At 59.6% G+C, this 21,506-nt stretch carries 17 protein-coding genes; 9 read left to right on the top strand and 8 right to left on the bottom strand.

Annotated elements, in window-relative coordinates:
* Positions 1-257 precede the first annotated feature (257 nt).
* The 3 genes from LJU29_RS21900 to LJU29_RS21890 all read left to right on the top strand — a co-directional run bounded on the left by LJU29_RS21900 (position 258) and on the right by LJU29_RS21890 (position 6,517).
* Positions 258-2,195: a DUF1302 domain-containing protein gene (locus LJU29_RS21900; protein WP_005752994.1), complete on the top strand. Its 1,938-nt coding sequence runs from the start codon at positions 258-260 to the stop codon at positions 2,193-2,195.
* 28 nt (positions 2,196-2,223) lie between these two features.
* Positions 2,224-3,588, top strand: coding sequence for a DUF1329 domain-containing protein (locus LJU29_RS21895; RefSeq protein ID WP_257111193.1), 1,365 nt, complete (start codon positions 2,224-2,226; stop codon positions 3,586-3,588).
* A 208-nt stretch (positions 3,589-3,796) separates the two neighbouring features.
* Positions 3,797-6,517 (top strand): winged helix-turn-helix domain-containing protein, encoded by a 2,721-nt coding sequence (locus tag LJU29_RS21890; protein ID WP_257111192.1) that lies wholly within the window; start codon positions 3,797-3,799, stop codon positions 6,515-6,517.
* A gap of 24 nt (positions 6,518-6,541) precedes the next feature.
* On the opposite strand, the gene LJU29_RS21885 is transcribed toward LJU29_RS21890, so the two are convergent.
* The 6 genes from LJU29_RS21885 to rutA all read right to left on the bottom strand — a co-directional run bounded on the left by LJU29_RS21885 (position 6,542) and on the right by rutA (position 11,596).
* Entirely contained in the window at positions 6,542-7,723 is a 1,182-nt protein-coding gene (locus LJU29_RS21885; protein WP_054995242.1) for a cyclic di-GMP phosphodiesterase, read from the bottom strand.
* 285 nt (positions 7,724-8,008) lie between these two features.
* Complete coding sequence (gene rutF, locus LJU29_RS21880; protein WP_011167871.1) at positions 8,009-8,545, bottom strand: NADH-dependent FMN reductase RutF; 537 nt, start codon at positions 8,543-8,545, stop codon at positions 8,009-8,011.
* 13 nt (positions 8,546-8,558) lie between these two features.
* Positions 8,559-9,338 (bottom strand): pyrimidine utilization protein D, encoded by a 780-nt coding sequence (rutD, locus tag LJU29_RS21875; RefSeq protein WP_054076949.1) that lies wholly within the window; start codon positions 9,336-9,338, stop codon positions 8,559-8,561.
* A 44-nt stretch (positions 9,339-9,382) separates the two neighbouring features.
* Complete coding sequence (rutC, locus tag LJU29_RS21870; RefSeq protein ID WP_002552194.1) at positions 9,383-9,766, bottom strand: pyrimidine utilization protein C; 384 nt, start codon at positions 9,764-9,766, stop codon at positions 9,383-9,385.
* A 10-nt stretch (positions 9,767-9,776) separates the two neighbouring features.
* Positions 9,777-10,514 carry a pyrimidine utilization protein B gene (gene rutB / locus LJU29_RS21865; RefSeq protein WP_257111191.1) on the bottom strand — a complete coding sequence of 246 codons (738 nt, stop codon included), beginning with the start codon at positions 10,512-10,514 and terminating at the stop codon, positions 9,777-9,779.
* A complete protein-coding gene (gene rutA / locus LJU29_RS21860) occupies positions 10,514-11,596 on the bottom strand; it encodes a pyrimidine utilization protein A (protein WP_122322133.1) in 1,083 nt (360 codons plus the stop codon). Before rutA ends, rutB begins: the two co-directional genes overlap by 1 nt.
* Before the next feature lie 270 nt (positions 11,597-11,866).
* Between rutA and rutR the strand changes: the two genes are divergently transcribed.
* The 6 genes from rutR (at position 11,867) to LJU29_RS21830 (ending at position 18,250) form a co-directional block, all read left to right on the top strand.
* Positions 11,867-12,595 (top strand): pyrimidine utilization regulatory protein R, encoded by a 729-nt coding sequence (gene rutR, locus LJU29_RS21855; protein WP_005752985.1) that lies wholly within the window; start codon positions 11,867-11,869, stop codon positions 12,593-12,595.
* Between the two features lie 221 nt (positions 12,596-12,816).
* Complete coding sequence (locus tag LJU29_RS21850) at positions 12,817-13,908, top strand: BMP family ABC transporter substrate-binding protein (protein WP_004659938.1); 1,092 nt, start codon at positions 12,817-12,819, stop codon at positions 13,906-13,908.
* A complete protein-coding gene (locus tag LJU29_RS21845; RefSeq protein ID WP_054995240.1) occupies positions 13,905-15,413 on the top strand; it encodes an ABC transporter ATP-binding protein in 1,509 nt (502 codons plus the stop codon). Before LJU29_RS21850 ends, LJU29_RS21845 begins: the two co-directional genes overlap by 4 nt.
* Positions 15,406-16,521, top strand: coding sequence for an ABC transporter permease (locus tag LJU29_RS21840; protein ID WP_005746191.1), 1,116 nt, complete (start codon positions 15,406-15,408; stop codon positions 16,519-16,521). The genes LJU29_RS21845 and LJU29_RS21840 overlap by 8 nt, the downstream gene beginning before the upstream one ends.
* Positions 16,521-17,447, top strand: coding sequence for an ABC transporter permease (locus LJU29_RS21835; protein ID WP_060407030.1), 927 nt, complete (start codon positions 16,521-16,523; stop codon positions 17,445-17,447). The genes LJU29_RS21840 and LJU29_RS21835 overlap by 1 nt, the downstream gene beginning before the upstream one ends.
* A gap of 113 nt (positions 17,448-17,560) precedes the next feature.
* Positions 17,561-18,250, top strand: coding sequence for a YiaD family glycine zipper/OmpA-like lipoprotein (locus LJU29_RS21830; protein WP_005733218.1), 690 nt, complete (start codon positions 17,561-17,563; stop codon positions 18,248-18,250).
* A 140-nt stretch (positions 18,251-18,390) separates the two neighbouring features.
* Here the strand turns inward: LJU29_RS21830 and yihG are convergent, their stop codons facing one another.
* Positions 18,391-19,296 (bottom strand): 1-acylglycerol-3-phosphate O-acyltransferase, YihG family, encoded by a 906-nt coding sequence (yihG, locus tag LJU29_RS21825; protein WP_057454643.1) that lies wholly within the window; start codon positions 19,294-19,296, stop codon positions 18,391-18,393.
* A 62-nt stretch (positions 19,297-19,358) separates the two neighbouring features.
* The gene (gene pta / locus LJU29_RS21820; RefSeq protein ID WP_257111190.1) at positions 19,359-21,449 is read right to left on the bottom strand and encodes a phosphate acetyltransferase; all 2,091 of its coding nucleotides are present in this window, start codon (positions 21,447-21,449) and stop codon (positions 19,359-19,361) included.
* Positions 21,450-21,506 lie beyond the last annotated feature (57 nt).

Raw genomic sequence — 21,506 nt, 5'->3', positions numbered from 1 at the left:
TGTTCTGCGACTTGCCAAATTTCCAATTTAATCCATTCTCCCTGCCACAGGTTTTTTAGCGGCCTTCCGGAAACGGGCGGGCCAGAGGCGTTGGTCCTGCAAATCACACTTTAGAGGGATCTAGCGTCAGGGCGTGCTGGCTATAGTCAGCACAGGGAATGAGCAAGAGCGGAGCTGGCTGTGTGTAGTGATTCGAAGACAGAGTCGTTTTTGGATTTTCCCACTGCCATAACAATAAAACACAAGGAGTAGCGTCGATGACAAGCACACCCCCATTCTGGCATCGGGCCAGGCTGCCTCTGGCCGTCAGCCTTGCTTCCTCGCTCGCCGGCCCGGCCTTTGGCGTGACCTTCAACGTCGGTGAGATCGAAGGCAGTTTCGACTCATCGCTGTCGGTAGGTGCCAGCTGGTCGACTGCAAACCCCAATAAAAACCTGATCGGTGCCAACAATGGCGGGCGTGGTCTGTCGCAGACCTCCGATGACGGCCACTTGAACTTCAAACGTGGGGAGACGTTTTCGAAGATCTTCAAGGGCATCCATGACCTGGAACTCAAGTACGGCGATACCGGCGTGTTCCTGCGTGGCAAATACTGGTACGACTTTGAGCTCAAGGACGAAAACCGCGAGTTCAAGGACATCAGCGACTCGGGCCGCAAAGAGGGCGCCAAGTCGTCCGGGTTTCAGTTGCTGGATGCGTTTGTCTACCACAACTATTCGATTGCCGATCAGCCGGGTGCGGTGCGCTTCGGCAAGCAGGTTATCAGTTGGGGTGAAAGCACTTTCATTCAGGGGGGCATCAACAGCGTCAACCCGGTCGATGTCTCGGCCTTTCGGCGTCCAGGCTCTGAAATCAAGGAAGGCCTGATCCCGGTCAACATGTTCTACCTGTCGCAAAGCCTGACCGACAACCTGTCTGCCGAGGGCTTCTACCAGCTTGAATGGGACCAGACTGTCGTCGACAACTGCGGCACCTTCTTCTCGCAGCCGGACGTGATCGCCGATGGCTGCAACAACAACCTCGCGGTATTGCGCAGCCGCAGCGGCCTGAACAGTTCGCTGACGGCTGCCGGTTTGCCAGCAGGCGCACGCGGCGCTGTGTTCAACTCGTTGTCGCAGCAGGGCGTAGTGTTCGGTAACCCGGATGAAGGCGCTGTGGTGCGCCGTGGGCCTGACCGCGATGCGCGTGACAGTGGCCAGTTCGGCTTTGCCTTGCGTTACAACTTCGAGCCGCTGGATACCGAGTTCGGTGCCTACATGATGAATTACCACAGCCGTGCGCCGATCTTCAGCGGACGCGGCGGCTCGGCTGCTTCGTTCAGTCCGCAAGGTCTTGTTGGCTCGCTGGTCCGTAACGGTATACCGGCAGCAACGGCGACGCGACTCGCACCCACGCTACTGCCGGTTGTTGTGGCAGGCAACTCCAGTTACTACGTCGAATACCCAGAAGACATCCGTCTGTACGGTCTGAGCTTCTCGACCACCTTGCCTACCGGCACCGCGTGGAGCGGCGAGATCAGCTACCGTCCGAATGCACCTATTCAGGTCAACACCACCGACATCCTGTATTCGGGTATTTCGCCGCTCAACCCCAACGTTTCGCTGCTGAGCGGGCAGCCCAATACTGATCAGCCCGGTTATCGCCGCAAGGAAATCACTCAGTTGCAAACCACGTTCACCCAGTTCTTCGACCAGGTCATGGGCGCAGAGCGTCTGACCGTGGTCGGTGAAGTGGGCTGGACCCACGTGGGTGGCCTGGAAAGCACTTCCAAAATCCGCTACGGCCGTGACCCTGTGTACGGTCCTGGCCCGCTGCCTGGCGGCCAATGCGCGACGCTCAACGCAGGCACTCTGACCGGTGCCGAGCAGAATAACCTGACCCGTTATTGCGAAGACGACGGCTTTACCACGGCCAACTCCTGGGGCTACCGCGCCCGTGCCATCTGGGATTACAACAGTGTGTTTGCCGGGGTCAACCTCAAGCCGAGCGTGGCCTGGTCGCACGACGTCAAAGGCTATTCGCCGGGCCCTGGCGGCAACTTCGAAGAGGGACGCAAGGCCGTCAGCCTGGGGCTCGATGCCGAGTACCAGAACACCTACACCGCGAACCTTTCCTACACCAACTTCTTTGATGGCAAGTACACCACAGTTGATGACCGGGATTTCGTGGCGCTCAGCTTTGGCATGAACTTCTAAGAACATGGTTTTCAGGATGACGATGAATATGAAAATAACAAAAAGTCTGTTGCAAGCCGGGGTTTTGGGCATGTCGTTGCTGGCGACCAGCGTGATGGCGGCGGTCTCCGCCTCCGACGCGGCAAAGCTGGGTACCTCGCTGACGCCGATGGGCGCTGAAAAGGCTGGCAATGCGGCCAACACCATCCCTGCCTGGAGCCCGCTGCCGAAAAATGCCGGAGCGGTGGACAGCAAAGGGTTCCTCGCCAACCCGTATGCCAGCGAAAAGCCGTTGTTTACCATCACCGCGGCCAATGTAGAGCAGTACAAGGACAAACTCGCACCGGGCCAGTACGCGATGTTCAAACGTCATCCGGACAGCTACCGGATTCCGGTCTACCCGACCCATCGCGGTGCCACCGTGCCGGATGAAGTGTTGGCCGCCATCAAAAAGAACGCGACGACCACCAAACTGGTCGGTGGCGGCAGCGGTCTGGAAAACTTCGATACGGCCATCCCGTTTCCGATCCCGACCAGTGGCGTCGAGGTTATCTGGAACCACATCACCCGTTACCGGGGCGGCAGCGTCAAGCGTCTGGTTACCCAGGCGACGCCACAGCCCAATGGCTCGTACAGCCTGGTGTATTTCTCTGATCAATTCGTGTTTCGCGACAAGATGAGGGATTTCGATCCGAAAAACCCGGGCAACATCCTGTTCTACTTCAAACAGGAGGTGACCGCGCCAGCCCGTCTGGCGGGCGGTGTGCTGCTGGTGCATGAAACCCTGGATCAGGTCGCCGAACCGCGCTCGGCATGGCTGTATAACGCCGGTCAGCGCCGTGTAAGGCGTGCGCCGCAGGTTTCGTATGACGGGCCGGGCACTGCGTCGGATGGTCTGCGTACTTCCGACAACCTGGACATGTACAACGGTGCGCCTGATCGCTATGACTGGAAACTGATCGGCAAGCAGGAAATGTACATCGCCTCCAACAGCCACAAGCTGGACGATCCGACGCTCAAGTACGCTGACATCATCAAGGCTGGCCATATCAACCAGGACCTGACCCGCTATGAGCTGCGTCGCGTCTGGCACGTGACCGCCACCCTCAAGGAAGGTCAGCGTCATATCTACGCCAAGCGTGACTTCTTCATCGACGAAGACACCTGGCAGGCCGCCGTTATCGACCACTATGACGGCCGTGGCCAGCTGTGGCGCGTTGCCGAGGCACACTCGGAAAACTACTACGACAAACAAGTGCCTTGGTACGCGATTGAAACCCTGTACGACCTGCAATCCGGTCGCTACGTGGCACTGGGCATGAAAAACGAAGAGAAGAGGGCGTATGAGTTCGGCTTCACTGCCGGCACCAGCGACTTCACCCCCAACGCGCTGCGTCAGGAAGGGGTTCGTTGATACCTGACCGATACACGCTGTAAATCAATGTCTTGGTCATGTGCTTGAAAAGCCCCTTTAACGGGGCTTTTCACGTAGAGGACATGGTCTTATAAGCTGTAGGAATTTTGTTACAGTCTTTTCCGTGATGACCTTTCAAAAGAGGCGATTTACCCGCTAGTCTCCGAACACCGCTATGCCGCAACAACGATTTTCACACGAGCCGGCCATGACTGATCTGTCCCGAATGCAAGGGTTCGCAGACAGCGCGATTCCTGCGTTGGAGGGGCGATTTTTTCGCCCGCCACTCCCTGAGGGTTACGTCCCTCGTTCCCGCCTGTGCCAACGCCTCGAGGACGGGCTGAGCGGCAGGCTGCTGCTGGTATGCGCCCCGGCCGGGTTTGGCAAGAGTTCGCTGGCCGTCGAGTTCTGTCAGGGCTTGCCGGACAAATGGCAGAACGTATGGCTGGGGCTGAGCGCGCGGGACAGCGACCCGGGTCGTTTTCTGGAGCGTTTGCTGGGCAGCCTGCAGCAGTTTTTCCCGCAACTGGGCACGCAGGCAATGAGCCTGTTGAAAATGCGTCAGCGCCATCAGCCGTTCGCGTTCGAGGAATGGCTCGACGGTCTGCTCGACGAACTGGCCATGCACCTGATGCTGAGCAAACCGCTGCTGTTGGTGCTGGATGATTATCATCTGGCCCAAGGCCCGGTGCTTGACCGCTGCCTGCAGTTTTTTCTCAATCATTTGCCGGTTGGGCTGGTGGTCATGGTGACCAGCCGACAGCGCCCGGACTGGCACCTGGCACGCCTGCGTCTGACGCGCCAGTTGCTTGAAATCAACGAGCAGGATCTGCGCCTGACGCACGCAGAATCAATGGCAGTGCTGGATCGCCATAGCAGCTCGCTCGACAGTGAGGTGCTGCAAAACCTGATTCAGCGTAGCGAAGGCTGGGTGGCCGGGTTGCGATTCTGGTTGCTGGCAGCGTCTGAAGCGGGTGATGAAAGCGCTTTGTCGCAGGCGCTGCGCGGTAGTGAGGTGCTGATTCGCGAGTACCTGCTTGAAGAGGTGATCGACTGCCTGTCGGCCGATGTTCAGGCGTTTCTTTATGACACTGCGTGTCTTGAGCGTTTTTGCGTCGGGCTGTGCGACGCCGCGCGTGACAGCCATGACAGCGTCGAGATGATCCGTTATCTACAGGCGCATCAGGTCTTTTTGGTGCCGCTGGACGAGCAGGGCCACTGGTTTCGCTATCATCATCTGTTTTCCGATCTGTTGCGCGCGCGTCAGGCTGACGGCGCGCAACCGACCCGGTTGCACCTTAACGCCTGTCGCTGGTTCAGCACTCAGGGCCAGCTGGATGAAGCGGTGGAACAGGCATTGCGCGCCGGGCATCTGGATGTGGCCGCCAACCTGGTACAGAGCCTCTCTGAAGAGCAATTGCTGGCCGAGCAGAATGTCGGCATGTTGCTGCGCTGGAAGATGGACTTGCCGGATGATCTGTTGACCAGCACGCCACGTTTGATTGTGCTCTACGCCTGGGCGCTGGGGCTGGCCTGCCAGCTGGACGCTGCCGAGGAGCTGGCCAATCAATTGAGCCGGTTCCTGCCAGCGCCCTCGGCGACTGCGCAAAAATCCATGCTCGCCCAGTGGCTGGCGCTCAGCGGCATCATCGCGCGTGGCCGTGGAGACAGTGAACGCTATTGCACTGAAGCCCTGCTGACCTTGCCGGAAAAACGCTATGGACAGCGGCTTGTCTGCCTGTCGACGCTGGCCAACCTTGCGGTTGCCAATGGTGATCTGTGGCGCGCCCGCGTGTTGAATCGTGATGCGCTGGAGCTGGCACAGCGGGTTGCCAATCCACTGTTCGAAGCGCTGGCGCATTACGATCGCGCCAGGGTCTTGCAGGCTCGAGGCGAAATTCTGCGTGCGCTTGATGAAGTACGCCGGGGGCAGCAGCGCCTCAAAGGGTTGTCCACCGTGCGCTTGTACGCAGTTCGCGCGCGCCTGACGCTGTATGAAGGCTATTTGCTGACCCTGCGCCTGCAAGTGGACCAAGGGCGGGTTTTATTGCTGGCCGGGCTGGCCGAAGCGCGCGCCTGTCGCGACATCAGTGTGCTGATCGGCCACTGCGTGATTGCCACCATGGAGGGCTGCGCCGGTCGGTTTGCCGAAGCTTTCGCCGAACTTGCCGAGGTCGAACGTTTGATGCACATCTGGGATGTGCCACCGATCTACTATCTGGCGATGGTGACTCTGGTGAAATGCGAATTGTGGCTGCTGCAAGGGCGCATGGACCTCGCCGAAGCCTGGTTGTTGCGCCTGACTCAGGCCTACAACGGCGAGCCGGGCGCTGCGGCCCCCGAGTGTCATCCGCAACTGCCACAACACATCGAATTGCAGCGTGCGGTGCTGGATCGACTGCAGGGTGATGATGTTGCCAGCGAGCAACGTTTGCAGGCGCTGGAGCGGCATGCCCAGGAGGTGGGCGCGCCACTGCTCGGGCTTATCGCGATGACTCAGCAGATAGGTCTGCTGCTGAGCCAGACGCGTCGCGACGAAGCGCGAGAGCTGTTGCTGCGCAGCCTGCAGTCAGCGGCCGGAGGGGCTCTTATTCCCTTCAAAACGCTACTGGGCGAGCACTCCCAATGGCTGCATGAGCAGCTGCTGCAACTGCCGTCCTGCAAGGTTCGCGAGGCCTTGCTGGAAGAACTCCCGGCCTCCTGCACGCCGACACTCGAACCTGCGCATGGCAGCGACTGCCTGAGTGTGCGTGAGCTGGGCGTACTGCATTTGATTGCACAGGGCTGTTCCAACCAAGAGATCAGCGAGCAACTGTTCATTTCCCTACATACCGTCAAGACTCACGCCAGCCACATCAACAGCAAACTGGGCGTCGAGCGGCGTACCCAGGCGGTGGCGAGGGCGAAGGTACTGGGCTTGCTGGGTTAGCCAGCAGGGCGACTCATCAACTGATCAGGCCGGGCTGCCCGCCCACAGCGTATCAACCTCTTCCAGCCCCCAGTCGGTCGGCGTTTCGATTTTGACGATCACGTCCGGGTCGGCAAAACTGCCCAGATCGATGATCTGCGCGGCGAACGTCTTGCCGGTCCGTGCCGACATGAAGACCTTCACCCTCGGTTTCAACAGCGATGCATCACTTTGCTCGACCACAACGCCGAGACGCCCGCTTTCCAGACGCACCAGCGTACCGGTCGGGTATATGCCCACGGTCTTGACGAAGCTTTGAAACACCACATCATCAAAATGGCCTTTCCATGAAGCCATCTCGCGAATCGAATGGGCAACGCCCCAGCCCTTTTTGTAGGGGCGGTCGGAAGTAATGGCGTCATACACATCGCAGACTGCGCCCATGCGCGCAAAGATGCTGATCTGGTCGCCTTTCAGGCCGTGGGGGTAGCCCGAGCCGTCGACCTTCTCATGATGATGCAGGCAGACATCCATTACCGTCGCCGCCACGGGCTGATTTTCCTTGAGGATTTTCAGACCCAGTTCCGGGTGAGCCTTCATGATCTCGAATTCATCATGGGTGAGGCGGCCCGGTTTATTGAGCACTTGCGGAGCAATCATCATTTTGCCGACATCGTGCATCAGCCCGGCCACACCCGCTTCGCGCACCTGATCATCAGGCAGGCCCATGCGTCTGGCGAGCGCAACCATCAGCGCGCAGACCGCCACCGAATGCATGTAGGTGTACTCGTCGGACGTTTTCAAGCGTGACAGGCTGATCAGCGCATGCGGGTGGCGCAGGATCGAACTGGAGATTTCTTCCACCAGCAACTGCACGTTGTCGACATCCATCGCCTGGCCCATGCGGGCTTCGGTAAACATGGCCATGACGGCGTTTCTGGCTCTACCGCAAATGGCCCGGGCGCGCAGGACTTCCTTGTCCAGACTGGCTGGTGCGGTGTCATGTATGGAGGGTGCTGGTGCTGTTTGGGGTGCCAGTACACGGCTTTTGCCGGTTTCGATCCAGACTTCCCGGGTGCCCGATTGCTGGATGCGCTTGAGCACCTCGACGTCATCAAGCATGACTTCGACCAAGCCTATCCAGAATGGATCGTTGGTCCAGCGGCGACAGATTTTATGGATGTGCATGCCAAGGGCAAGCTCAGCGACAGGGATTTTTTTCAGCATGCTCAGTCACCCGGGTGTGTTGGCACGGCAGGCAACGGGCAAGCGAAGAAAGCAGACGGCCAACTGCCAGATGAGGCCAGCAGAGTGCAAGAGCTACCGATCGACATGATTTCACCTCGTTGACTGCAAGGATCATCCTGATCTCAAGGTGCCAGTATAGGGCGCTGCCTGCGAAAAAATCTTGTCTATTTGTTGTGTCAGCAACCCGTCAGGCAGCCCGCAGTGCCCTGTGCAAAACAGGCGCAGTGTAGATTTCCTGACGCGTTCAAGTGCTGAAAAGTATTTTCAGGCAGCCGGTGCCGCACCTGGCAAGTGATGATACTGACGGGCAAAGTACACCAAGGCGTCTGACTCACCCTGATCCCTTATATCCAGCACTTGGCAAAAGAGAATGTCATGTGTGCCGACGCTGACGGATTGGGTCACCTTGCAGTCGAGGGCCAGTTTGGCGCTGTTCAATATCGGCGCACCCGTCACCCCGCTTTCCCACTGGCCACCGTCAAAACGCTCCTGCTGTGAGCGCTTGCCACCGAACAGGTTGGACAAGTCCTGCTGACCGTTGCCCAGTGTGTTGACGCATAACAGGCCGTTCTCGATGAAGGTTTCATACACCGAGGCGCTGCGATTGATACAAACCAGTAGCGTGGGAGGCTGATCGGTCACGCTGCAGACCGCTGTCGCAGTAAAACCGGCGCGGCCGCCGGGGCCATCGGTGGTGATGACGTTGACGGCTGCGGCGAGGCTGGACATTGCATCGCGAAACGCCAGCTGGCTGACCGGGTCAGCGGGGAGGGTGGCAAGGGCTTCAGAGTCGGCATGCATGGGATGAGTCCTTTCAGGTCTGTGCGTTGAGAAAGTCGAGCAGGGTGCGTTGGAAGGGCAATGGGTCGGTGATGTTCGAGGCGTGGCCGCCATATTCCAGCAGTACCAGCCTGGCATTGGGCAGTGCCTCGGCCAGATGTTGCGATTGTTGCCAGGGCACCAGCATGTCGTCGCGGTTGGCAATCAGCAGGGTCGGCGTCTGGATACGAGCCAGACTGGCCTCCACGTCGAAGGTTTGCAGTGCATGAATACGTCGCAGCAGGTTGTCGGTGTCGGGAAAATGCGCCAGCGCATGGGCCTCGTCATCGGCCAGCCGGGCACCGTTGGCGGCGATCCAGTCTGCCGGGTACAGAAACAGTGCCTGCGCTTGCACGTAGGCGTCCGGCCCGCTGTTCAACAGCAGTTTTTTGCGCACTGAAAAGCAGCGCGCGCTGTGTGGGTTGGGGCTGCTCCACGCATTGATCAGCACCTGACTTTGCAACAAATCGGGGCGCAACAGCGCAAGCTCCAGACCCACCAGCCCGCCCAGCGCATGGCCCATGAAATGGCAACGCTGGATACCGAGCGAGTCGAGCAGGGTCAGCAATTCCATGGCCATATGGCGGATCGAATAGTCTGCCGGCAAATCCGCAGGGCTGCGTCCAGTCCCGGCGTGATCGTAGACCAGTACGTCATGGTCGCGGGTCAGCGCCGCCAGGTCATCCGCCCAGTAACGGCTGGATCCGCCCAACCCGGAACTGAGCACCAACAGAGGCGCATCGGCATGCTGACATCGATGAATTTCATGAAACATGCACGTTCTCCGGGTGGGCTTCAGGTCGGTTTTTAAGTCAGTGCTCAGCCGATGTGGGCGATGCTGGCGATTTCGATCAGCGCCTCGGGCTTTACCAGACCGCACTGGATGCAGTAACGGGCCGGTTTCTCGCCCGCGAAGTATTCGGCGTACACCTCGTTGACCTTGGCGTAATCGGCCCAGTCGCGAATCATGATCATGTTGAAGGTGACATCGTCCATTGTCCCTCCAGCGGTTTCGACCACGCTTTTGATGGTTTCCAGCACATGACGGGTCTGGGCGGTCGCATCGCCGACGTGCACCACGTTGTTGTCCTTGTCGAACGGTAACGTGCCGGAAACGTAGAGCACGCCATCGGCCATAGAACCCGGCACAAACGGAGCAATGGGCTTGGTGGTGCCAGCAGGAATAATCGCTTTCTTGGTCATGCGTATGTCCTCACGAAGGTTGCCCGACAGGGCTGAAAGTGGTGCAGAAGTCATCGACGCTGGAAACCCAGCCGAAGAAGGTTTCGATGTTGAACAGCGCGGCTTGTTGAGCGAAGTCGGGGCCTGCCTGATGGGTTGCATCGGCCAGCACTACGCCGAAGTACTCCAGGTGGAAACCGTCACGCAGGGTGGATTCAACGCACACATTGGTGGCGATGCCGGTGAACACCAGGTTACGAATGCCGCGGCTGCGCAACACGCTGTCGAAGCTGGAATTGAAGAAGCCGCTGTAACGGATTTTCGGCACCACAATGTCGCCAGGCTGTGGCTTTAGTTCATCGACCAGTTGATAGTCCCATCCGCCTTTGGCCAGCAGTTGCCCTTCGAGCTCCGGGCGCTTGCGCATGGTTTTCAGTGCATTGGACTTATGCCAGTTCGGCGAGCCGGGCCCTCCCGCCTCGACATAGGCCGGGTCCCAGCCATTCTGGAAAAAGATCACCGGGATGCCTGCTGCACGCGCTGCGGCACAGGCCTTGTTGATATTGGCGATAACCGGCCCGGTGCTGCTGACATCGAACCCGGCAAGGTCCAGATAACCCCCCAGCGATGCGTAGGCGTTCTGCATGTCGACGACCACCAGCGCTGTTTCGCCGGGTTTAATGCGCAGCGGCTCGGGACGGGCGGGCAGCACACGGGCGGGTTGCCCGTCCGGCAGGTCGACGCCTGCGACAGTTGCCGAAGCATTCATCAGACCACCTCCTTGAGCTGCGCGATGTGCTTGCGACTGGTCATCAGCGGCTGGATTTTCTCGCCGAAATCCTCGACGCCTTTCACGAAGTCATCGAAGGTCAGCATCACGCCCTGAGTCCCCGGCACACTGGCGACTTCATCAAGCATTCGCGCCACAGTGGCCCAAGAGCCGACCAGCGTGCCCATGTTGATGTTGACCGCCGAGGTCGGGTCGGCCATCTGCCGCAGGTTCGAACCGGCGCTCTTATCCGCCGAGCCCTTCTCGCTCAACCAGGCGATGGCCTCTTCGTCGGCACCGTCCTTGATGTGCTCCCAGCGAGCCCTTGCCCCTTCATCAGTATCGTCGGCGATGATCATGAACAGCACGCAGGAGGTAACGTTGCGGCCGGTCTTTTCGTTGGCTTCGATCAGTTTCTGTGCGGTGGGCGCAAACGCAGTAGGGGTGTTCACGCCCTTGCCGAAGCAGAAGTTGTAATCGGCGTACTGTGCTGAGAAAGCCATGCCTGCTTCGCTTTGACCGGCGCAGATCAGCTTCATGTCAGCCTTTGGACGAGGGCTGACGCGGCAGTCCTGCATGCTGAAATGCTCGCCCTTGAAATCACTGCTGCCGGTGGCCCACAGGTCGCGCAGAACCTGGGCGTATTCAGCCAGGTATTCATAGCGGGTGTGGAAGAACTCATCGCCGGGCCACAGGCCCATCTGCTCGTATTCGGGTTTCTGCCAGCCGGTGACCAGGTTGATCCCGAAGCGGCCGTTGGAGATCGAATCGATGGTCGAGGCCATGCGTGCAGCAATGGCAGGTGGAATGGTCAGCGTGGCCACGGTGGCGAACAGCTGGATCTTGCTGGTCACTGCCGCCAGACCCGCCATCAGCGTGAAGGACTCCAGGTTGTGCTCCCAGAACTCTGTCTTGCCGCCGAAGCCGCGCAGTTTGATCATCGATAACGCAAAGTCGAAACCGTAGCCCTCGGCCGTCTGCACGATCTGTTTGTTCAGCTCGAAAGTCGGCATGTACTGCGGTGCGTTGCTGGAAATCAGCCAGCCGTTGTTGCCGATGGGGATGAAGATACCGATGTCCATATAAGGCCTCTCTGCGTTGGTCGATGCGTGCCAGAGCACTTGATTCATCTCTTAATTCGCCATTGCATTAAGCGGGCCATAAATTTTTATTGTTTTTATTCAATTGCTTACAAATAAAACTCATTTTTTGCAGACCATTTGGTCTGAATCAGAGCACTTGGTTTGTGCAGGGCGCACGCAGATGGGGCAGAGTCGACCGGCTGGGTAACCCATATCGACAAAACAGCTGCGCCCGTTAAGATGCCCGCTCATTTCGGCATCACTGGATGGATGTGCGTGAACAAGAAACCTCCTGTGACGGAGCCCGCGAGCAAGCGCGGACGCAAGGTCAAGCCCGAAACCGTGGTCAAGACCACTCGCGAGCCCAGCGCTACTTCCCTGAAGCGGCGCATGCGCCTGATGGAAGGCAAGCGCACGCTGATTCTCGATGCGGCGCTGGAGATATTTTCCCGCTATGGCGTGCACGGCAGCAGCCTGGATCAGGTCGCGAGCCTGGCGGATGTTTCCAAGACCAACCTGCTGTATTACTTCAGCAGCAAGGATGATCTGTACCTCAACGTACTGCGTCAGTTGCTTGAAGTCTGGCTAAGCCCGCTGGTGCATTTCACTGCCGACAAGGAGCCGGTGCAGGCTATCGGCGCCTACATCAAGGCCAAACTGGAAATGTCCCGTGATCACCCGGCCGAATCACGGCTGTTCTGTATGGAAGTGATGCAGGGCGCGCCACTGATTCAGGGCGAGTTGCAGCACCCGTTGCGCGACACGGTGCAGGCCAAGGTGGCAGTCATTCAGCACTGGATCGACAGCGGCCAGTTGGCCCCGATCAACCCGCACCATCTGATTTTCACCCTGTGGGCGACCACTCAGCATTACGCCGATTTCCGCACTCAGGTCGAGGCCGTGACCGGCAAGACGCTGGACGACCCGGTGTTTTTCGAAGAAGTGCTGGCGAGCCTGCGCAGCATGATCCTGGACGGCATCCTGCCGCGTACTGCCTGAAAAATTGCGCGGGCCCCGACACGCGCACCCTGGACGCGCAGCGAATGCAGGTCATGCACAAACCAAGTGCTCTGATTCAGACCATTTGATCTGTTCTGCGCGGTGAAATCGAGTCAGGCCGTTGTTCCATAGCGTTTTCCCGGTAGTGGCATGGATGCTGCTACGGCCTGAGAGTCGGCCACGTGCTGCCCTCATCGGCCATTACCCTCAGGAAAACGTCTATGTACAAGAAACTGTTGCCCGGGACATTGTGTGCGGCTGTAGCGTTCGGGGCCGCTGGCTTCGCTCAGGCCGAGGGCTTGACCCTGAAGGGACCTGCGAAAATCGCCATGGTCTACATCAGCCCGCGCAATGATGGCGGCTGGACTCAGGCATTCGATGAGGCGCGCGTGAAGCTTGAGAAGGATCTGGACACAAAAATCCAGTTCGTTGAAAGCGTGCCCGAGAACGCCGCTGCCATTACCCCAGTGGTCGACCGGCTCATCGCGCGCGGAGCCAATATCATCGTCGGTACTGCATTCGGTTACTCAGACACCTTCCTTGCGCTGGCCAAAAAATATCCTGATGTCGCGTTCCTGAACGGCTCGGGCACCACCAACGCGGCGAACCTCGAATCGTTTTATGGCCGTACCTACGAGAGCCAGTACCTGTGCGGCATGGCCGCTGGTGCTGCGTCGAAAACCGGCAAGCTGGGCTTCGTCGCCGCCAACCCGTTCGGCCAGGTCAACTGGACCATCAACGCCTACGAACTGGGTGCCCGGCAGATCAATCCGAAAGCCACCGTCACTGTGGTTTATACCGGCGCCTGGAATGACCCGGTCAAGGAGCGCGCGGCAACCATGGCATTGATCGACAACGGCGTCGATGTGGTCGGCCAGCACGTCGACAGCCCGACACCGCAGATCGTCGCTCAGGAGCGCGGCATTCATGGCACCGGCCACCATCGGGATCTGAGCGAGTTTGCCCCCAAGGCAACCGTCTGTTCCTCGTTGTGGGTCTGGGACCGCTTCCTGGGGCCAGAGCTCAAAAAGGTCATCGCGGGCAACTGGACCCCGCCCGCCAACGGTGCACTGCTGTCGATGCAGCAGGGCGGCACCGATATCACGCTGAGCAAAGACCCGATCATTTCGGAAGACAATCGCAAGAAGATCATGGCCGAGCGTGACGAGTTGCTGGCAGGCAGGAAAATCATCTACAGCGGACCGCTGGCGGACCGTGACGGCAAGGAGCGGGTTGCGGCCGGTCAGCAATTGTCTGACCCGGATCTGTGGAAAATGGACTGGTTTGTCGAAGGCGTGAAGACTCAGCAATGAGTCAGGTCAACGCGCTGCAACTCACTGGCATCAGTAAATCGTTCGATGGCTTCAAGGCGCTGATCGATGCCGACTTCACCGCCTGTTGGGGCGAAGTGCATGCGTTGCTGGGCGAGAACGGTGCAGGCAAGTCATCGCTGATGAACATTGCAGCCGGGCTGTACGCACCGGAAACCGGCACGCTGCTGCTGGACGACAACCCGGTTCAGCTTCAGGGGCCCAGGGACGCCAGCCGTTACCGGATTGGCATGGTTCACCAGCACTTCAAGCTGGTGAAGCCCTTTACAGTGGCGCAGAACATTCTGTTGGCACTGCCCGAGCAACCGGGCGAAGGCAGCTATCGCAAGCGTCTGCGTGCGCTGGAGCAAGAGATTGTCAGCAAGGCGGACGAACTGGGGTTTGCGATTGACCCGGCCCGGACCGTCGACAGCCTGTCGGTTGCCGAGCAGCAGCGCGTCGAGATTCTCAAGGTGCTGCTGGCCGGTGCGCGCATTCTGATCCTTGATGAGCCGACCGCAGTCCTGACCGATCAGGAGGCCGAACGTTTGCTGCTGACCGTTCAGGCCTTTGCGCGGCAGGGCGCTGCGGTGATTCTGGTGACGCACAAGATGGCCGACGTCAAACGCTATGCCGACCGTGTGACCGTGATGCGCGGCGGGCGCACCGTGCAGACTGTTGACCCGCAGAAGGTGAGTGTCGAGCAACTGGTGCAACTGACCGTGGGCGAGTCGGTGCCGGTCGCAGAACATCATTGCGCAATGCCTGGTGAGGTGCGTTTACAGGTACGCGATTTGCGCAGCGTCGACGGCGCACTCAACGGCGTGAACATGACCCTGCACGCCGGGCAGATCTACGGTATTGCAGGCGTTGGCGGTAATGGTCAGGCCGAACTGGCCAACGCATTGATGGGGCTGCCGCAGGCCACCGAGGGCGAAATCCACATGGCCTCTTTTGGCGACCTGCGCAGTGCGTCAGCTGATCAGCGTCGGCAACTGCGCATCGCTTCCATCCCGGCGGACCGCTACGGCGCGGCGCTGGCCGGGTCGCTGTCGGTGGCCGAGAACTTCGGCATCGGCAACATCCATAGCGGGCAATACGGTTCTTTCTGGCGTCTGGGTTACAAGCGCCTGAAGCAGGACGCGCAACGCGCGGTGGCGGACTTCGATGTGCAGGGCGTGCGCTCTCTCGACCAGAAAGCTGCACTGCTGTCGGGCGGCAACGCACAGAAACTGGTGATCGCCCGTGAATTCAGCCGCGACCCGCAATTGGTGCTGGTGCATAGCCCGAGCCGTGGCCTGGACGTTCGTGCCACACAGGCGGTGCATGCCCGCCTGCGCGCGGCACGCGATGCAGGCGCTGCGGTGCTGGTGATCAGCGAAGACCTGGACGAAGTATTGAGCCTGGCTGACCGTATCGGCGTAATGAACGGCGGGCGTATTGTCGCCGAGTTCGATTACCCCGCTGACCGTCAGGCTATCGGCAAAGCGATGGTGAGCCATGAGTGACACAACTGCATTGCAACAGACTGCTCCGGCACGCCAACCGTTGCTGTCGCGCCGCTACACGCTGGAACTTCGTCAGCAGACTGGCTGGCCCTTGCAGGCGCTGATCATAGCCCTGGCGTTGCTGGTCGGCCTGGCGATCTGTACCACGATCCTGATTCTTGCCGGGGTGCCTGCTGACGAGTTGCTCAACGAATTCGTCGTTCAAACGGTGTTCGATGCCCAAAACTTCAAGGCTGTGCTGTTTCAGGCGTCGCCGATGATTATGGTCGGCCTGGCCGGGTGCATGGCGTTTCGTGCGCGCTTCTGGAACCTGGGGCTGGAGGGCCAGATGATCTGGGGAGCTATTGGTGCCACGGCGATTTCGCTGTTCCAGGTGGGGCCGGAAGTTCTGCGCCTGCCGCTGATGATGGCGGCGGCTGTGATCTGCGGGTTGCTGTGGAGCCTGGGGCCGGTACTGTTGAAGCTAAAGTGGCAGGTCAACGAGATCATCTCGACCCTGATGCTCAATTACATCGCCGCCAACTTCCTTCTGCATCTGGTTTATGGCAGTTGGAAGGACCCGCGAGACAACTTTCCCTACTCGCCTGCGTTTCAAAGCTTTGAGCGTTTGCCTGATCTGTTTGCGGGGTATAACGCAGCGATCCCCCTGGCGCTGTTGGTCACCGGCCTGACCCTGTGGTTTGTCGGCGTCTCGCGGGCCGGGCTGTACCTGCGCTTCGTCGATGCCAACCCGAAGGTCGCCGGGGCTGTGGGTGTGCCGGTGCGCAAGATGATTATCGGCACTGTGCTGCTTTCAGGTGCATTGGCAGGGCTCGCGGGTTTCGTTGTGACGTCCGGGCAGGAAGGGCGCCTTACCCAGTCGTTCTATCAGGGCTACGGTTTTTCCGGGATTCTCATCGCCTTTCTGGCCCGCAATAACCCGGTGGCCGCTACCGTGGTCGCGCTGCTGATCGCCATGCTGTTCGTGGCCGGGCGCAACCTGCAGGTGTTCTATCAGATTCCGTTTTCGATGGTGCAACTGATCCAGGCAATCCTGGTGATCTGCGTCGCGTCGTCGGACTTTTTCATCCGCCATCGCCTGCGTCGCATTCAGGCAGGAGAACGTTGATGGAGCTTATTTCCCACTGGTTGGGCAGCGCACCGGATTTCGCCGTGCCGTTTGCTCTGGCCGCACTGGGCCTGATCCTTATCGAGCGCAGCGGTGTACTGGCGCTGGGCGTCGAGGGGCTGATGCTGGTCGGTGCATTGGCGGGCATCGGTATGCAGTTGAGCCTGGGCTCGCCTGGTCTTTCGCTGCTGGCGTCGATGGTGGCGGCAGGCCTGGTTTCGTTGCTGTTTGCGCTGATGGTTTTGGTGCTGCGGATCAATCAGGTGATTGCCGGCCTGGCGCTGGTGTTCTTCTGTCAGGGTTTGACCGGCCTGCTGGGTACGCTGCTTGGCTGGACCAACCGGCCAGTCAGCGGCTTGCAGGCGTTGGAACTATGGCCTTTGTCCGAGCTGCCGGTGGTAGGCAGGGTGTTTGTTCAGAACACACTGGTGTATTTGAACGTGGTGATTTTCATTGCGGTGGTCTGGCTGCTTGACCGCTCCCGAACCGGGCTGCGTTTGCGGGCGGTTGGCGAGAACCCGCAGGCCGCCGATGCCGCAGGCATTTCTGTGTTGGGTTACCGCCTGGCGGCAATTGTCGCCGGTTCTGCATTGATGGGGCTGGCGGGCGGCTTCATTGCCGTACTCAGTACCAAGATGTGGATCGCGGACATGACAGGCGGACGCGGCTGGATTGCGGTTTCGCTGGTGATCTTCGCGCGCTGGTCGCCCTGGCGTGCGTTGGCCGGTGCTTTGCTGTTCGGTGGCATCGAGGCGCTGATTCCGCAATTGGCGGCCACGGGGGTGCGCCTGCCTCAGTATTTCGTCTTGATGACGCCCTACGCGGTCACGTTGTTGGTGATGGTCTGGGTGGCAAGCGGCAAGCGTCAATCCAGCAGTCAGCCGGGTGCGTTGGGCGAGCCTTATATTCGTGAGGAACGACGCTGAGCAAAACACGTCAAGCGCCGTAATACGGGCGGTTCAGCAGGGGTTAAGGAATTTTTGACAGCTGGCATGCTCTAATCCGGTTACCAGCGTTCGTCAAAACCAGGAGCTCCTGAATGTTTACCTCGCGTCGTTTGATCATTGTTGCCACCGCCGTAGCCATGCTGTCGGGCTGTGCAACATCCAATCCCTATGACAATCAAGGCCAGGCGCAAAGCTCCGGTGGCATGAGCAAAACAGCCAAGTACGGCGGACTCGGCGCATTGGCCGGTGCAGTAGCAGGTGCCGCCATCGACCACAATCATCGTGGCAAGGGCGCATTGATTGGTGCTGCCGTTGCGGGCGCTGCATCGGCGGGGTATGGCTATTACGCAGACAAGCAGGAAGCAGCATTGCGCGCGAGCATGGCCAATACTGGCGTCGAGGTGCAGCGTCAGGGTGACCAGATCAAACTGATCATGCCGGGTAACATCACGTTCGCAACGGACTCTTCGGCAATCGCCAGCAGCTTCTATTCGCCGCTCAACAACCTGGCGAATTCACTCAAGCAGTTCAACCAGAACAACATTGAAATCGTCGGTTACACCGACAGCACCGGCAGCCGCCAGCACAACATGGACCTGTCGCAGCAGCGCGCACAAAGCGTTGCGACTTACCTGACTTCGCAGGGCGTTGATCAATCGCACCTGTCAGTGCGCGGCGCGGGCCCCGACCAACCGATTGCCAGCAACGCCGATGTCAATGGCCGCGCCCAGAACCGCCGCGTAGAGGTCAACCTCAAGCCGATTCCGGGTCAGCAGTACTGATCAACAACGTTGCGTCGCGGGTTGGTTGAATGCGGGGCAAAGTGGGAGCGAGCTTGCTTGCGAAGGCGATGGCTGAAACGCTAGTTTTGCGGCGGCCTTTATGGCCTCTTCGCGAGCAAGCTCGCTCCCACGAGTCACTATCAATGCTGCGCTGGATACTGCTCATGCAGGCTGTCCAGCAGCCGGTCTTTTTCTTCCCATAGCGCATTGATCCACTGCTGGAATTCCAGGCGGTACTCCCCGTCCTGGTCGTAGTTCCTGCCGAGAAACTGCTGCGGGATTTTGATCTCTTCGAAGTAGGCAACCACTTCCCTCACATTGCCGCACAACAGGTCCCAGTAGCCGGGTTGCCCGCCCGGATAGTGGATGGTCACGTTGATGATCGACTCCAGCTGTTCGCCCATCGCATCGAGCACGAAGGCAATGCCGCCAGCCTTGGGTTTGAGCAAGTGGCGGAAGGGCGAGTTCTGCTGCGCGTGCTTACCAGCGGTGAAGCGCGTGCCTTCTGCGAAGTTGAAGATGCCCACCGGGTTGTGACGAAACTTCGCGCAGGTGCGGCGGGTGGTTTCCAGGTCCTTGCCTTTCTTTTCCGGGTGTTTCGCAAGGTACGCCTTGGAGTAACGCTTCATGAACGGAAAACCCAACGCCCACCACGCCAGACCGATGATCGGGACCCAGATCAACTCCTGCTTGAGGAAGAATTTCAACGGACGAATGCGCCGGTTGAGCACGTATTGCAAGACCATGATGTCGACCCAGCTCTGGTGATTGCTGGTGACCAGATACGAGTGTTTGTAATCGAGCCCTTCCAGCCCGCTCAGGTGCCAGCGGGTGTGGCAGAGCTGCTTGATCCAGGCATTGTTGTTGCCGATCCAGGTTTCATGGATGTGGCTCATCAGCCAGTCGGTAAAGCGCTGTGCCGCAGAGAAGGGCAGGCAGATCTTGAGGATCGTGACCGCGAACAGCACCGAGCAACAGACGATGGTGTTCAGCGCCAATAACAGCGATGCGATGACGCCGCGCAACGGGGCAGGCAGGAAATCCATGAAGGAGATGCTCCGGAAGTTGTCGGAAGCAGCAGATGGGTCTGCGGCATCATGAGTAGGCATCAGGACAGCGTGTCGGCCTGTATCGCCGTCAGTGCGATGGTATAGACGATGTCATCCACCTGTGCGCCACGTGGCAGGTCGTTCACCGGCTTGCGCAGGCCTTGCAGCATCGGGCCAAGGCTTACACAGTCGGCACTGCGTTGCACCGCCTTGTAGGTGGTATTGCCAGTATTGAGGTCCGGGAACACGAACACGTTGGCACGTCCTGCCACCGGGCTGTCCGGAGCCAGCTGTCGGGCGACATGTTCGTTGGCGGCCGCATCATACTGCAGCGGCCCGTCGATCAATAGATCGCGCCGGGTTTCTCGTGCCAGTTGCGTTGCTTCGCGGACCTTCTCCACTTCTTCGCCGATGGCCGAGTTGCCGCTGGAATAGCTGATCATCGCTACCCGTGGCGAAATGCCGAACGCAGTGGCTGAGTCGGCGCTTTGCAAGGCGATCTCGGACAGCTCGCTGGCACTCGGATGCGGGTTCATGATGCAGTCGCCGTACATCAGCACCTGCTCGGGGAACAGCATGAAAAATACCGAAGACACCAGCGTGCAGCCCGGCGCGGTCTTGATCAGTTGCAGGGCAGGCCGGATGGTGTTGGCGGTGGAGTGAATGACACCCGATACCAGACCGTCGACTTCGTCCAGCGCCAGCATTACGGTGCCGATGACCACCGGGTCTTCGAGCTGTTGCTCGGCCATGGGCGCGTTCAGGCTTTTGTTTTTGCGCAGTTCCACCATCGGCGCAACATAGCGCTCGCGAATCAGCTCCGGGTCAAGAATCTCCAGCCCCGGTGGCAGCTCGATACCGTGTGCCTGAGCCACGGCCTGAACTTCCTCGGGTCTGGCCAGTAACACGCAGCGCGCGATACCGCGCGCCTGGCAGATGGCCGCCGCCTGAATGGTCAGCGGTTCGTTGCCTTCGGGCAGGACAATACGCTTGTTGGCTGCCTGCGCTCGCTGGATCAGTTGATAGCGAAACACGGCAGGCGACAGGCGCAGCTCGCGGGGTGTTCCGCAGCGCTGATGCAGCCAGCCGGCGTCCAGATGGCCGGCCACGAAATCGGTGATGTTTTCCGCGCGCTCGCGGTCATCGATGGGTATTTCCTTGTTTAACTGATTGAGCCGGTTTGCCGTGTCATAGGAACCGCTGCTGACCGACAGCACAGGCAGACCGGCCTGGAATGCACCTCGGCACAGTTCCATGATGCGCGGGTCGGGCACGGTGTCGCTGGTCAGCAACAGGCCCGCCAGCGGTACGCCATTTATTGCCGCCAGGCTCACTGCCAGAATGATGTCGTCACGGTCGCCCGGCGTCACGACCAGCACGCCTGGCTTGAGCAGCGGAACGGTATTGAGCACCGTTCGGGCACAGATAATGATTCTGGACATGCGCCGCTGATCGTAATCGCCTGCGTTGAGTACCTGCGCGCCCAGCAATTCGGCCACATCACGAGTGCGCGGCGCATTGAGTTCAGCACGATAGGGAATGCAGCCCAGCAGTCTGAAATCGCCACTGCGCAGCAGTGGAGAGTGCTCTTTCAGGCGAGAAGAGAAGACTTCCATGCTCTCTTCGGTGCGCACCTTGTTGAGTATCACGCCCAGCACCTTCGGGTCCTTGGGGCCACCAAACAGCTGGGCCTGCAATTCGACCCTGCCCGACAGCTCTGCAAGCACTTCGTTTTCCGGGGCAGAGACCAGAATGACGTCAGCATCCAGGCTCTTGGCCAGATGCAGATTGACCCGCGCGGCATAGCTCGCGCTGCGGGTCGGGACCATGCCTTCGACCACCAGCACGTCCTTGCCGACAGCTGCCTGTTGATAAAGATTGATGATCTCTTCGAGCAGTTCATCCAGTTGACCATCGCCGAGCATGCGCTCGACATGCGCCAGCCCCAGAGGCTTGGGCGGCTTCAGGCCGTGGGTGCGGGCCATCAGTTCAGTCGAGCGCTCGGGGCCCAGATCGCCGGGGTGCGGCTGGGCAATCGGTTTGAAAAAACCTACTTTCAAGCCTGCGCGCTCCAGTGTGCGCACCAGGCCCAGGCTGATAGAGGTCAACCCCCCGCCAAAGTCAGTGGGGGCGATAAAAAAAGTCTGCATACTGGCTTCTCGATTGAGCAGTGCAAGGGTCGCAGCACATAGGGAACAGCTGCTGAC

Source organism: Pseudomonas ficuserectae, from assembly GCF_024584585.1.
Taxonomy (GTDB): Bacteria; Pseudomonadota; Gammaproteobacteria; order Pseudomonadales; family Pseudomonadaceae; genus Aquipseudomonas; species Aquipseudomonas amygdali.
This window is presented reverse-complemented; position numbering and strand designations above follow the sequence as displayed.

Coding starts and splice junctions, on each gene's coding strand:
- LJU29_RS21835 (WP_060407030.1), top strand. CDS start 16,521: ATGGAGCTTATTTCCCACTGGTTGGGCAGCGCACCGGATTTCGCCGTG.
- rutC (WP_002552194.1), bottom strand. CDS start 9,766: ATGACCAAGAAAGCGATTATTCCTGCTGGCACCACCAAGCCCATTGCT.
- LJU29_RS21845 (WP_054995240.1), top strand. CDS start 13,905: ATGAGTCAGGTCAACGCGCTGCAACTCACTGGCATCAGTAAATCGTTC.
- LJU29_RS21895 (WP_257111193.1), top strand. CDS start 2,224: ATGAAAATAACAAAAAGTCTGTTGCAAGCCGGGGTTTTGGGCATGTCG.
- LJU29_RS21840 (WP_005746191.1), top strand. CDS start 15,406: ATGAGTGACACAACTGCATTGCAACAGACTGCTCCGGCACGCCAACCG.
- rutR (WP_005752985.1), top strand. CDS start 11,867: ATGTGCGTGAACAAGAAACCTCCTGTGACGGAGCCCGCGAGCAAGCGC.
- LJU29_RS21830 (WP_005733218.1), top strand. CDS start 17,561: ATGTTTACCTCGCGTCGTTTGATCATTGTTGCCACCGCCGTAGCCATG.
- LJU29_RS21890 (WP_257111192.1), top strand. CDS start 3,797: ATGACTGATCTGTCCCGAATGCAAGGGTTCGCAGACAGCGCGATTCCT.
- pta (WP_257111190.1), bottom strand. CDS start 21,449: ATGCAGACTTTTTTTATCGCCCCCACTGACTTTGGCGGGGGGTTGACC.
- LJU29_RS21885 (WP_054995242.1), bottom strand. CDS start 7,723: ATGCTGAAAAAAATCCCTGTCGCTGAGCTTGCCCTTGGCATGCACATC.
- yihG (WP_057454643.1), bottom strand. CDS start 19,296: ATGGATTTCCTGCCTGCCCCGTTGCGCGGCGTCATCGCATCGCTGTTA.
- rutB (WP_257111191.1), bottom strand. CDS start 10,514: ATGAATGCTTCGGCAACTGTCGCAGGCGTCGACCTGCCGGACGGGCAA.
- rutF (WP_011167871.1), bottom strand. CDS start 8,545: ATGCATGCCGACTCTGAAGCCCTTGCCACCCTCCCCGCTGACCCGGTC.
- LJU29_RS21900 (WP_005752994.1), top strand. CDS start 258: ATGACAAGCACACCCCCATTCTGGCATCGGGCCAGGCTGCCTCTGGCC.
- rutA (WP_122322133.1), bottom strand. CDS start 11,596: ATGGACATCGGTATCTTCATCCCCATCGGCAACAACGGCTGGCTGATT.
- rutD (WP_054076949.1), bottom strand. CDS start 9,338: ATGTTTCATGAAATTCATCGATGTCAGCATGCCGATGCGCCTCTGTTG.
- LJU29_RS21850 (WP_004659938.1), top strand. CDS start 12,817: ATGTACAAGAAACTGTTGCCCGGGACATTGTGTGCGGCTGTAGCGTTC.